The 13156-nt window shown below is 56.6% G+C and carries 7 protein-coding genes; all 7 read left to right on the forward strand.

Annotated features, from left to right (window positions below):
* Positions 1-175: 175 nt before the first annotated feature.
* Entirely contained in the window at positions 176-373 is a 198-nt protein-coding gene (locus AC4PS6_RS24575; RefSeq protein ID WP_102886092.1) for a helix-turn-helix domain-containing protein, read from the forward strand.
* The gene (locus AC4PS6_RS24580) at positions 370-984 is read left to right on the forward strand and encodes a DUF1819 family protein (protein ID WP_371039662.1); all 615 of its coding nucleotides are present in this window, start codon (positions 370-372) and stop codon (positions 982-984) included. Before AC4PS6_RS24575 ends, AC4PS6_RS24580 begins: the two co-directional genes overlap by 4 nt.
* The gene (locus tag AC4PS6_RS24585; protein WP_371039663.1) at positions 981-1637 is read left to right on the forward strand and encodes a DUF1788 domain-containing protein; all 657 of its coding nucleotides are present in this window, start codon (positions 981-983) and stop codon (positions 1635-1637) included. Before AC4PS6_RS24580 ends, AC4PS6_RS24585 begins: the two co-directional genes overlap by 4 nt.
* An 11-nt stretch (positions 1638-1648) precedes the next feature.
* The gene (gene brxC, locus AC4PS6_RS24590) at positions 1649-5191 is read left to right on the forward strand and encodes a BREX system P-loop protein BrxC (RefSeq protein WP_371039664.1); all 3543 of its coding nucleotides are present in this window, start codon (positions 1649-1651) and stop codon (positions 5189-5191) included.
* Between the two features lie 90 nt (positions 5192-5281).
* Positions 5282-8767 carry a BREX-1 system adenine-specific DNA-methyltransferase PglX gene (gene pglX, locus AC4PS6_RS24595; protein ID WP_371039665.1) on the forward strand — a complete coding sequence of 1162 codons (3486 nt, stop codon included), beginning with the start codon at positions 5282-5284 and terminating at the stop codon, positions 8765-8767.
* Between the two features lies 1 nt (position 8768).
* Positions 8769-10643 carry a DUF262 domain-containing protein gene (locus AC4PS6_RS24600; protein ID WP_371039666.1) on the forward strand — a complete coding sequence of 625 codons (1875 nt, stop codon included), beginning with the start codon at positions 8769-8771 and terminating at the stop codon, positions 10641-10643.
* A complete protein-coding gene (gene pglZ / locus AC4PS6_RS24605) occupies positions 10640-13147 on the forward strand; it encodes a BREX-1 system phosphatase PglZ type A (RefSeq protein ID WP_371039667.1) in 2508 nt (835 codons plus the stop codon). Before AC4PS6_RS24600 ends, pglZ begins: the two co-directional genes overlap by 4 nt.
* Positions 13148-13156: the final 9 nt, after the last annotated feature.

The following is a 13156-nucleotide window of genomic DNA, read 5'->3' on the forward strand; positions in this document are numbered from 1 at the left end:
GGGAGGGCCTGGGCAGCTTAGGTCGTGTCAGCCTGATGGATGGTGCCGCCACTGATGCGTTAGGTGTTCCAGTGGATTTCTTTAGTGCTCCTTAACAGGCTTGATCCAAATAAATCAGTCTTAACCCTAGCAAGTCAGCTAGAATCCTCGACTCTTAGTCGATATGGATCTGGAAATGACAGATCGGTGGTTGAGTGTCGAGGAAATCGGCGAGCACTTGGGCGTGAGTAAGGACACTGTCTATGCATGGATTGCAAAGCGACACATGCCTGCGCACAAGGTGGGGCGGCTCTGGAAATTCCAGAAAGCTGAGGTCGATTCGTGGGTTAAAGCTGGTGGGGCAAATGATGATGCGACCTTGGGGTCAGCATGAGTGCCGAGCGCTACCGCCTGTCATTCACCACGGGTGGTCTATTTCTGCAGGAAGCCCCGTTGGTTGCCGAGCGTTACCTATCATTGCGCGATTGGTCGCAGACCCGTGCAGAGGTACGTAATGGCAACCTCCTGCAGGCGCGTACAGCCAGCTCTGCGAAGCGCATTAGCATCGAGTTGTTCGGGCGACTTGAACTGCTTGATATCGAAGAACTGGAGGCTCTGGTCGACGGTAACCTGCGAGAGCGCAGTTACTTGCTCTGGTCGGCGGTCAGTCGCCGTTATGGCTTCATCCGTGATTTCGCCATTGAGGTACTGCACGAATACTACCTCAGCCGGCGTCACCGGATCATGACTGCTGACTATGAGGCTTTCTACAACGCCAAGGCGCTTTGGCATAAGGAGCTGGATGAAATTGCAGTCTCCACCCAAAAGCGTTTGCGCCACAGTGTATTTCAGATGCTGCGCGAGTCCGGCCTGCTCTCAGAGCAAGGTCAGATCCAGCCGGCGCTGCTGACCCCGTATCTAGCCCGGCTGATAGCCAAGCATGGGCGCGAGCATCTGCTGGTTTTTCCTGCCACGGATAGCGAAATTCAAAGGTGGCTTCAATGAGCCGGAAAATCAGCCAGCAGCCGCTGGCCGCACGTTTCGAACACCTGCTGGGCGTCATCAGCAGCCAGCGCTTTATAGAGATGAAAGGGCTGAACAACGACCTGCCGTTCTACATCTGCGAGTACAAGGCCGCCGAGGCCGTCGAGATACAACGCATGCGCCGGCAACTGGTCAACAGCCTGGCCAGCTTGAGCATCGACTGCTTACAGGGGCGTGGTGTGCGGGTTCTGGAGATCAATCTCTACGATTTGTCCATCGAGCTGCTCAAAGCTCGAGAAGGCAGTAGCGATGACAGCAGCCTCTGGGACGAGATCCTCGCCGTCGAGCCTGACGTGGAGAAGGATGCTCTGCTTGAGTTGCTGCAGAACGTCTTGGGCGTCGAGGAATACCTGATTCCGGCAATTGGCGAGCGCATCGCTGAGGCTGAGCACGACGTTCTGTTTCTCTCAGGTATTGGCGAGGTGTTCCCCTACATCCGCTCGCACAACGTGCTCAACAATCTGCAAAGTACCGCCAAGGACAAGCCAACCGTGATGTTCTTCCCCGGTGAGTACCGTCACTCACTGCAGCAGGGGGCTTCGCTGGAGCTGTTCGGCTTGCTGCACGACGACAAGTACTACCGCGCATTCAACATTTTCGAGATTCAGGTCTGAGGAAGTAGTAGATGGAGCTCAACGGTATTTTCCTGAACCCTGTCAGCCGCCCCATCGAGGGGGTGATTAAGGCTGACGATGAGGCCAGCCTGTATGACGAGCTGAGCGAGTACGTCCTTACCGATGAGGTTGCCAAGCGCCTGGAGCACTTCCTCGACGCCTACACTGACTACCATGGTGCCAACGGGGTGTGGGTATCCGGCTTCTTCGGCTCGGGTAAGTCGCACCTGCTGAAGATGCTGGCTCTGCTGCTGGAAAACCGTCGCATCGATGGCACCTCTGCGCTGGACATCTTCCTGCCCAAGATCCACGAGGACGATGCGCTGCTGCGCAGCAAGCTCAAGCAGGCCGTCGCCATTTCGTCGAAGAGCATTCTGTTCAACATCGACCAGAAAGCCGACATCATCAGCAAGAGCCAGACCGATGCCTTGCTGTCGGTGTTCGTCAAGGTCTTCAACGAGATGTGTGGCTACTTCGGCAAGCAGGGCTACATTGCCCAGTTCGAGCGTGATCTCGACAGCCGCGAGCAGTTCGAGGCCTTCAAGGACGCCTACCAGAGCATCGCCAAGAAGCCTTGGGAGCGCGGTCGCGAGCAGGCCTTGCTGGAGTCCGGCAACATCGCCAAGGCCTATGCGCAGATCACCGGCGAAGATCCGGCACTGGCCAAGGGCATCCTCGACAAGTACCGCACCCAGTACAGCGTCTCCATCGAAGACTTCGGCATCCAGGTCAAGGCCTGGCTGGACAAGCAGCCAGCCAACTTCCGCCTGAACTTTTTCGTCGACGAGGTCGGACAGTACATTGACGACAACACCAAGCTGATGACCAACCTGCAGACCGTCGCCGAAAGCCTGGCGACCAAGTGCCAGGGGCGAGCTTGGATCATCGTCACGGCGCAGGAGGACATGAGCTCGGTTCTTGGTGAAATGGGCACGAAACAGAGCAACGACTTCACCAAAATCCAGGCGCGCTTTGCCAACCGCCTCAAGCTGACCAGCGCCGACGTGGCTGAGGTGATCCAGAAGCGTCTGCTGACGAAGAACTCGGTGGGTACCGATCTGCTGAAAAGCGTCTACGACCAGCAATTCAACAACTTCAAGACGCTCTTCGAGTTCGCCGATGGCGGTCAGCACTACCAGAACTTCCGCGATCTTGAGCACTTCACCTACTGCTACCCGTTTGTGCCGTATCAGTTCCCACTGTTCCAGTCGGCCATCCGGGGCATTTCCCTGCACAATGGGTTCGAGGGCAAGGCCAACTCGGTGGGTGAGCGCTCTATGCTCGGCGTATTCCAAGATGTGGCAAAAGCTATCCGCCCGGAGCCAGTAGGGCAGTTGGCGACCTTCGACCGCATGTTCGAAGGCATTCGGGGGGCGCTGAAAAGCGCGATCCAGAGCGCGATCAACAACGCCGAACGTCACCTGGGTGACCCCTACGCCGTGCGCGTGCTCAAGGCACTGTTCCTGGTCAAGTACGTCAAGGAGTTCAAGGCCACCCTGCGCAACCTCAGTGTGCTGATGCTGGAACGCTTCGGTGAGGACGTACCGGCCCAGCGCAAGAAGCTGGAGGCTGCACTCAACCTGCTGGAGCAGCAAACCTACATCCAGCGCAATGGCGATCTCTACGAGTACCTGACCGACGAAGAGAAGGACATCGAGGAAGAGATCAAGAACACCGAGGTCGAGTCGGCCGACGTGATCAAGGAGCTGGAGGGGCTGCTGTTCGAGGGCGCAATCAAGCAGCGCAAGATCCGCTACGAGAACGGCCAGGATTACCCCTACACGCGCAAGATGGATGACAGGGTGCTCAGCCGCGAGCATGAGCTGGCCATCCACGTCGTCACGCCGCTCAGCGACAACTTCGACAACCTCACGGTGCAGTGCATGCAGAGCATGGGGCGCGATGAGCTGCGTGTCGTGCTGCCCGCCGACGCGCGTTTCATGCAAGACCTGACTATGTACAAGCGCACCGAGAAGTACATCAGGCAGAACAGCAACACCCAGCAGGAGGCGGTCAAACGCATACTCGATGCAAAGAGCTTCCAGAACACCGAGCGTCTGGCCGAGTTGCAGGAGCGTGCCAAGTATCTGCTCGGCCACGCGCAGCTGATTATCAATGCGGCCGATGTGGACGTGTCCAGCAACGATGGCCAGACCCGCATCCTCAAGGGCTTCTACCAGCTCATCGAAACCACCTATCCAAACCTGCGCATGCTGCGCGATGTGGTGTTCAGCGAGAACGACATCGGCAGATACCTGCGCCAGGGGCAGGATGGGCTGCTGGGCAACGACGCCACCAGCTTGAGCGAGCCGGAGCAGGAACTGCTCGCCTTCATCCAGACCAATGCGCGCAGTGGCGTGCGTACCACGGTGAAGAGCTTGCTGGAGCGCTTCGAACGCAAGAGCTACGGCTGGTACTACGCGGCCATCCTTTGCAACCTCGCGCTGCTCTGCGCGCGCGGTAAGGTTGAGGTGCGTCAGGACAGCAACCCGCTGGAAGGTGACCTCCTGGAGCGCAGCCTGCGCAATACCAATGCTCACCCCACGCTGGTGCTGGAGCCGCAGATCGAATTCACCGCCTCCCAGGTGCGGACGCTCAAGGATTTCTTCGCCGACTTCTTTGATCGGCCTGCCAGCAGCAACGAGGCCCGAGCTCTGGCCCGTGAAACCATCGATGCGATCAAGGACCTGGAGCTGGAACTGGCCGAGCTGCACGGCCAGAAGGCGCAGTATCCCTTCCTGGTGGCTCTGGATGCCGTGCTGGCAACTCTCAAGGAAATTGCCGCGAAGAACCCCAGCTGGTTCTTGACTGACCTGTCGCGTGCGGAAGATGCGCTGCTCGAATCCAAGGAGCAGATCATCGACCCGCTGCAGCGCTTCATGCGCAGCCCGCAGCGAGAGATCTACGAACAGGCCCGCCAATTGATGCAGGAGCAGCAGGACAACTTCACCTATGTGAACGTCGCTGAGGTTGAGTCTATCCGCGCTGTGCTGGCCGACAGCAAGCCTTGGCAAGGCAACCGCCTGCAGCAGGCTAGGCCGCAGTTGGAGGCGCTCCAGCTGGTCTTTGCCAATCAGCTGGCTAGCGAGCAGCAGATCAGCGAGCAATTGCTTGATGAACTGGAGCAGCGCCTGTCTGGTGCCGACGGCTATGCAGCGCTGAGTGCGGATCACAAAGCGCAGCTCGCAGCGCCCTTCACTGAGACTCGTCAGGCCCTGAAAGGGCAGAAGCTGATCGCAGTGCTGCGTGATCAGCGCCGACGTTTTGAAGAGGATCGCTACCCGCAGTTGCTGCTGACTCTGGAAAAAATGGCGCGGCCAGCTGAGCCGTTCGAGCCGTCACCACAGCCACAGGTAGAGCTGCAAGGCGGAGACGCACAACCCAAGCAGCCCGTGCACAAAGAGACTGAACCTCGCATAGTGCCCGCTCGTAGCATTAAGGTTCGCTATGGCAAGCCCTGGCTGACCAGCGAGGCCGAACTGGACGACTATCTGCAGAAGCAGCGTGAGGCATGGCTGCAGGAAATCCAGGCCGGTAACCGCGTACAGATCTGATCCTGTAATGAATTCAAGTGGCCTGCCTGCTGCGGGCCACTCCAGGTTGATACTGCCCGGTGGAGTGCCGGGATCAGGAGAGTTGGATAGATGGAAACCACCAAGCTGAAGAAGTTCGCCCAAGCTGCACGCACCGACCTGCGCAGGCAGGTCGAAACCAAGTTGATACAGGTGTTGCACGCCAGCAGTGCTGCACGCCGCGAGATCCCGCAGGCTGTGGCCCAGTTGGAACGGCAGATTCAGGAGTCCAACAAGGAGCAGGTGATCGAGAAGGTTGCCTACACCTGGTTCAACCGCTTCTGCGCCCTGCGTTTCCTTGATGCCAATGGCTTCACTAATCCCCGTGTGCTGACGCCCATGGAAGGCCAGATCACTCCGGAAATTCTCGCCGAGGCGAAGATGGGGCACTTGGACGACGAATTGGTTGCTGGCAAGACGCGAGAAAAGGTTCTGGATCTACTGGCCGGCAACGCACCCAGTTCAGATCCTCAAGGTGAAGCCTATCGCCAACTGCTGGTGTCGGTATGTAATCACTGGTACCGGCACATGCCATTCCTCTTCGAGCAGATCAACGACTACACCGAACTGCTGATGCCCGGGGACTTGCTGTCGCAAGGCTCAATCATCACCAGCTTGCGCGAGGTGATGACTGAGGAGGTCTGCCAGGACGTTGAGGTTATCGGCTGGCTTTACCAGTATTACATTGCGGAGAAGAAAGATGAAGTCTTCGCCGGGCTGAAGAAGAACATCAAGATCACGCCCGAGAACATCCCCGCTGCAACGCAGTTGTTCACCCCGCACTGGATCGTCCGCTATCTGGTAGAGAACTCGCTGGGCCGTCTGTGGCTACTCAATCGTCCGCAGTCGAAGCTGGCTGAGAAGATGGACTACTACATCGCGCCGGAGGAGTCCGAAAAGGACTTCCTGCGCATCTCCAGCCCGGAAGAGATTCGCGTCTGTGATCCGGCCTGTGGCTCGGGGCATATGCTGACCTATGCCTTCGATCTGCTCTATGCAATCTACGAGGAAGAGGGGTATGACCCGACCGAGATCCCGGCGTTGATTCTGACCCATAACCTCTATGGAGTTGAGATCGACGACCGTGCCGGAGCGCTCGCGGCCTTTGCGCTGGTGATGAGGGCTGCAGCTAGGCTGGGCCGGCGACGTTTTCTTCGTATGCAGGCACGGCCCAATATCTGCGTGCTGCAGAACGTGAGCTTCACCCAGGATGAGCGAGACGACGTAGTTGCCATTATAGGCCGCGACTTGTTCACGGACGAGTTGCGCGAGACCCTGATGCAGTTCGAGCAGGTGAAGAACTTTGGATCGCTTATCGTACCGAAGCTGCGTGATCCAGCTGAGACGCTTCGGGCTGTTGAGGCTTGGGATTTTGGGGGCGATTTGCTGCTGAGAGAGGTGCAAGAGCGATTGGTGACTGTGCTGCGCATGGCCGAGGCGCTCTCGCCAAAATATCATGTGGTAGTGGCCAATCCGCCGTATGCGGGTTTCAAAGGACTGAATGCAGATATCCAAAACTATCTTCTTCGAAACTACCCTAGTGCGAAAGTTGACCTCTACTCCGCGTTCATAGAGCGAGGCTCGCGGATCGTTGTTTCCCATGGTTTCAACGGCATGGTTACAATGGAGAGTTGGATGTTTCTGTCTTCATTTGAGGACATGCGTGCAAAATGCTTGGAGTCAAATACTCTGCACTCTATGGTCCACATGCCGTATCTCGGTAAGGGGAGGACGAGCATGGGTATCAGCTTTGGCACTACAGCTTTCATCCTTGAAAAAGCGCGGCGCATCGACCATGTTGGCGATTTCTGCTGCCTAAGATATTTCGAGTCGGATGATCATGGTGTCCCCTTAGAGTTTCCACCAAGAAACGAGCGACTGGCGCGTGCATCAACCAGAGACTTCGAGAAACTTCCGGGTGAACCGATCGCATATTGGGTGAGTGAACAGTTTCGCAAAAATTTCGCTGATCTTCCGCCTGTTTCTGAGATTTTCACTGCCTGCCAAGGCCTATCGACGTCTGATAATCCTACTTTCGTCCGACAGTGGTCAGAAGTTTCAGTAAGCCGTGTTCGCTTGCCAGGCTCTGATCGCGCTTCGAAGTGGTCGCCTTACAATAAAGGTGGAGAGTTCCGTCGTTGGTCGGGAAACCAAGAGCATATCGTCGACTGGGAAGAAAATGGACGTAGGATTAAAGCGCTCAAACCGAAAAGCGTGATAAGGAACGAAAGTCGATACTTTCAGCCAAGCATATCTTGGTCGGACGTGACGTCTTCAAAAAGCTCTTTTCGCAAATATCAGGACGGGTTTATTTTTGCAAATAATGCCCACTCGGTGTTCCCTGCTGAGAGTGAGAAAGCATCATCACTCATAGCGCTTCTTAATTCGAAAGTGATTGATGGCATCATCGACGCGATCAGTCCGGCAATGCACTTCGATGTAGGCTACTTTTCGAAGATTCCGTTTCAGACTCGAGATGCATCGGCTTACGTAAACTGGTTGGTAAACACCGCAAAATCTGACTGGGACTCCTACGAAACCTCTTGGGATTTCACTACGCTCTCGATACTTTCGCCGCAGCACTGGACTGAGACGCTGAATTCCAGCTATGCCCGTCTGCGTACCCATTGGCAGGGCATAACAGACGAGATGCAGCGGCTGGAGGAAGAAAATAACCGTATCTTCATCGACGCCTATGGTCTTCAAAATGAGCTGAACCCTGGGGTACCGGTCGAGGAGATCACCCTAACCTGCAATCCAGCCTATCGTTATGGCGTGAAGGTCACTGAAGATGACCGCGAAAAGCGCCTGCTTTCCGACACCATGGCCGAATTCATCTCCTACGCAGTCGGTTGCATGTTCGGTCGCTACAGCCTGGACAAGCCGGGCCTTGTTTTGGCCAATCAGGGAGATACGCTGGCGGAATACCTTCAGCACGTGCCTGAGCCCCGCTTCATGCCGGATAATGACAACGTGATCCCAGTGCTGGATGGTGAGTGGTTCGCCGACGACGTGACTGAGCGCTTCCGCCAGTTCCTGCGCGTGACCTTTGGCGATGATCACTACGAGGAGAATTTGGCCTTCATCGAAAAGGCCTTGGGCAAGGTCGTGCGCAAGTACTTTCTCAAGGATTTCTACGTCGACCACCTCAAACGCTACAAGAAGCGCCCGATCTACTGGTTGTTCTCCAGCCCCAAGGGCACTTTCAGTGCACTGATCTACCTGCACCGCTACCGCCCTGATACCGTCAGCGTGGTACTCAAGTACCTGCGCGACTTCCGCGATAAGCTTGCCGCGCGGCTAGACTACTTGCAGAAAGTGGCCATTAGCCCCGATGCCAGCCAAAGCGAAAAGACCAAGGCCAGTAAGGAGGCCGATACAATCAAGAAGCAGTTGCTTGAGCTGGACGACTACGAGCGCGAAATCCTCTACCCGCTTGCGCAAAAAGCTGCTTCCGGGAAGCTGAATCTGGACCTCGATGATGGCGTCAAGGTCAACTACCTCAAGCTGGAAGCTGCCCTTAAGAAGATTCCAGGATTGGAAGCCAAGGAAGACTGATATGGCAGGCCGCTTTGAAAAGGCGATCACGATTCGCCAGGCGATACGCAACATCGATGACCGGACGTTTCTGTTACCGGCGATCCAGCGCAACTTCGTCTGGTCGACGCAGCAGATCTGCACGCTATTCGACTCCCTAATGCGTGAGTACCCGATCAACACATTCATGATGTGGGATGTCACGAGTCCGGAGATCAAGAACAAATACCGCTTCTACAGCTTCCTGACCGACTACTGCCAGCGCTTCAAGGAGTCCAACGACTACGTCCCCACCCAGGGAGACTTCAAAGACTTCAAGGCAGTCATCGACGGGCAGCAGCGGCTGACCTCCATCTATATCGGCTTGAAAGGCACTTATGCCTATAAGCAGCCGCGAATCTGGTGGCCCAATACTCGCAACGATCAGGCGCTCCCGCCTCGCCGGCTGTACCTCAATCTTAGCAAGGGCGTCGAAGGGGATGACAACGAGTCGATGTCTCAGTATGACTTTCGCTTCCTGACCGAGAAGCAGGTCGCATCGTACAAGAGTGACAGGGCCTCGTTTTGGTTCGAAGTGGGTAAGGTCTTGAGCCTACCTGATGTGCGCTCTGATGATGAGATCCTGATGGAAGTCGTACTTCCGTACCTGACGGAGCAGGGGCTGGATACCAATAGGTTTGCAGTCAAGACCCTGAATCGCCTGTATTACCTGGTCAGGCGGGAAGAGGTCATCCACTTCTACAACGAAGAGAGCCAGGACATCGATCATGTCCTTGACGTGTTCATTCGTACCAACAGCGGAGGGACACCTCTGGCGTTTTCCGACCTGTTGATGTCGATCGCCATTGCCAACTGGCAGGGCGATGCCCGTAAGGACATCGACGAGCTGGTCGCTGAGGTCAGGCAGAGCTCGGAGATGCAGTTCTCGGTCGGACGTGACTGGATTCTAAAGACCTGTCTGATGCTGACCGGCGCTGATGTGCGATTCAAGGTCAAGAATTTCGACGCTGATCAGGTTGGCGTCATTCAGGCGCAATGGCCGCAGATCCGGGCCTGTATCGTGGAAACCTTCAAGCTGTTGCGTCTTTTCGGACTGAATGACCATTCGCTGAGAGCAAAGAATGCGGTCATTCCTCTGGCCTTCTACCTGTACAAGCAGATATTCCAGGATAAACCGCTATACCAGAGCATCAACAATATCAACCATCTGCGCGAGGAGCGCCTTGCTCTATCGCGTTGGTTGCACATGGTGCTTCTGCGTGGGGTGTTTGGTGGTCAAGCCGATGGCGTGCTCACAAGAATGCAGCGTCTGCTTGCCAAGCACCTTAGCAAGAAAGCATTCCCTCTGGATGAAATCATCCAAGCATTCACTGCGACCAATAAGGATCTGCGCTTCGACGAGGCGTACCTCAGAGGGTTGCTCGAGATCCAGCATGGGGACTCGCGGTGTCGCTCTGTGCTGAGTCTGCTCTTTCCCGAAATCAATGAAAACCTGCAGTTGGACATTGATCATCTACACCCGAAAAGCGCTTTTACCCAGACAGAGCTTTCCAAACAAGGTTTCCTTAAGAATGACCCCGAGCGGCTGGCGTTTTACCGGAACCCGCTCAACTGGAACTCGATTGCCAATCTGCACCTGCTTAATGCCTCGCAGAATCGATCGAAGAAGGATATGCCGCTGTACGAATGGCTTGCTGAAAAAAGGTGTGGCATCAAACCATCTGATCTGCTGCTGGAAGAGGGTGACAGCCTGCGCTTCGAGGACTTCCAGGCGTTCTGCAATGCACGGCGTGAGGTCCTCCTGCAGCGTCTGCGTTGTAATGTGGTGGTCAGCGGGGCGCTGCCGGTATCCGAAGAGGTGCTGGATGACGAGGAAGAATTTGAGGCAGTGGCATGAGCAACCCAAAAATCACCCAGGCGCTAACCAACCTATTCGATAAGCAGCGCATCGTCTTTTGGTACGACAACAGGCTGGAGTTCCGCGCTGACTTTGAGGCGCTGGAGCTTTCGGGGGTCGAAAAGATCGAGCTGGCTAACAACGAGTTCGGCGTGAAGTACCGCATTCTGCGCGAGCAGCTGGAGCAGAAGTTCCTGCTTTATCGCGAGGGTGCTGAGCCGCCGCATCTGGAAAACTGGTTGCTCGATGTGCAGTTGGCCAGTGGCAACTGCTTCCGTACCGATCAGGTCGCCCTGTGGCTGGCCGAGCTGGAACTGGGGCCAGATTGCTATCCGTTGCTGGAGGCCCATGTCGCGTTCTTCCAGGCCGCCAAGCGGCGCGAGGATCTGCGCAAGCTGCAGCAGCAGGGGGACTCGGACAATATGCTGCGTCTCAAGATGCTTGCGGTCTGCGCCGACACTGCGCCGCGCCTGGATGTGATCCTGGAGAAGCTACTGGCCGAGCTGGCCAGTGCCGGCGATGCGCAGATTAAGCTGATCGAGAGCTGTGGCCTGAGCAGTTTCCTCTGGGAGCAGATGAAGCGTGCCTACGGTTATGTCTCGGAAAGGGCAGGCCTGCGCGACTTCGTCATCGAGCTGTTCAAGGCCTGTTTCCTGATGGGCACCGATCCAGAGCACAAGGCACGTCTATCGACCGAATCGCTTGTATTTCTCAAGCGCTGGAAGGACAGTCGCTCCCATGAGCAGAGCTTCGAGCTGCTCTCCGAGAAGTGCGCCGAAGTGCTGCAGATCGGCGACCGGCTGCATGGACTCGACTACCGCAAGCTGATGGAGCTGGATTACTTTGAGCTGATCGACCGCAAGATCCTCAGCGAGATGGTACATGCGGTGGTAGCGAGGACGGTGACTGCGCAGGAGGTCGCGCAGTGTTTACGCCAGCGCCGGCAGAGCCACTGGTTTGCTCACTTCGAGGATGTCTACCTGTCGGTTGACCATGCTGCGCAGCTTCTGCAGTTGCTGGATACGACAAAGTTGGAGATGACGTCGCTGAGCGATGGCGTGGAGAAGTATGCTCAGAGCTGGTATCGGCTGGATCAGCTGTACCGTAAGTTCATCTACCATGCCCGCGAGTCGGGGCAGGCCTCTTTGCTGGAGGAGCTCAACACCCAGGTCGAGAACCTGTACATCAACAACTTCCTGGTGCGTCTCAATGACCGCTGGCAGCAGCACGTCGATGCCGCCCAGCGCTGGGAAGCTACACCGATCATGCTGCAGCGGAATTTTTTTGGCCGCTACGTGAAGCCATTCGTCGAGCGCAGGACCAAGGTCTGCGTGGTTATCTCAGATGCTTTCCGCTACGAGATTGGCGAGGAGCTACAAAGCCTGATTCGCCGCGAGGATCGCTTCGAAGCCGAGCTAGAGCCGGCACTGTCGATGCTGCCGAGCTACACCCAGCTGGGCATGGCGGCACTGTTGCCCAACCAGACACTGCAGCTGGCTGAAAACGACAGTGGCGACGCAGTGGTGAATGGGCAGAGCGCTCAGGGGACAGCCAATCGTGGCAAGATCCTAGCAGCAGTGGTGCCGAACTCTGCAGTAGTCCTGGCAAAGGATCTGCTGGCGATGAACCAGGCCGACTCTCGATCCCTGCTGCGTGACAACGATGTGGTCTATGTCTATCACAACCTGATCGACAAGACCGGCGATACTCGTGATACCGAGGAGCGGGTATTTGCGGCGGCTGAGGAAACCTTGTCCGAGTTGGTTCGCCTGGTGAAGAAACTGACCAATTCCAATGCCAGCAATTTGCTGATCACTGCAGACCACGGCTTCATCTACCAGAACCGTCTCTTGGAGGAGAGCGACTTCCTCAGCAGCGAGCCGGATGGTGATGAGGTGCTGTATCGCGACCGGCGCTTTGTACTGGGGCGTGGCTTGCGTAGCCAGGCCGGTTTCAAGACCTTCAGCCCTGACCAGCTGGGTCTGGAGGGAACTCTGGAGGTGCAGATACCCAAGTCCATCAACCGTCTGCGTCTGAAGGGCTCCGGCAGCCGCTTCGTGCATGGCGGGGCGACGCTGCAGGAGGTGGTGATTCCGGTCGTCCGCATCAACAAGAAACGCCAGAGCGATGTGGGCCGTGTGGAAGTCGAGTTCATCGGCGCTGGCGGCAAGACCATCACCACCGGACAGTTGGCCGTGGTGCTGTATCAGACCGAGGCAGTCACCGAGAAGAAGCAACCCCGCCGACTACGCGCAGGCTTGTATACGCTGGACGGTGAGTTGATCTCGGATGCGCATGAGCTGACCTTCGACTTCGCGTCGGATAATCCGCGTGAGCGCGAGCTGTCGGTACGCTTCATCCTAAGTCGCCAGGCTGAGGAGGCGAACAACCAGCAGGTGGAGCTGCGGCTTGAAGAGCAAGTGGAAGGCACCTCGCATTTCACCCGGTACAAGGCTGCTCGGTATACGATTCGTCGTTCGTTCACCAGTGAATTCGACTTTTAAGCGGGAGCC

Source organism: Pseudomonas sp. DW-iso17, from assembly GCF_058725345.1.

Bases quoted from the DNA above. Each gene is read 5' to 3' on its own strand.
- AC4PS6_RS24575 (WP_102886092.1), top strand. From the start codon at position 176: ATGACAGATCGGTGGTTGAGTGTCGAGGAAATCGGCGAGCACTTGGGC.
- pglX (WP_371039665.1), top strand. From the start codon at position 5,282: ATGGAAACCACCAAGCTGAAGAAGTTCGCCCAAGCTGCACGCACCGAC.
- AC4PS6_RS24585 (WP_371039663.1), top strand. From the start codon at position 981: ATGAGCCGGAAAATCAGCCAGCAGCCGCTGGCCGCACGTTTCGAACAC.
- brxC (WP_371039664.1), top strand. From the start codon at position 1,649: ATGGAGCTCAACGGTATTTTCCTGAACCCTGTCAGCCGCCCCATCGAG.
- pglZ (WP_371039667.1), top strand. From the start codon at position 10,640: ATGAGCAACCCAAAAATCACCCAGGCGCTAACCAACCTATTCGATAAG.
- AC4PS6_RS24580 (WP_371039662.1), top strand. From the start codon at position 370: ATGAGTGCCGAGCGCTACCGCCTGTCATTCACCACGGGTGGTCTATTT.
- AC4PS6_RS24600 (WP_371039666.1), top strand. From the start codon at position 8,769: ATGGCAGGCCGCTTTGAAAAGGCGATCACGATTCGCCAGGCGATACGC.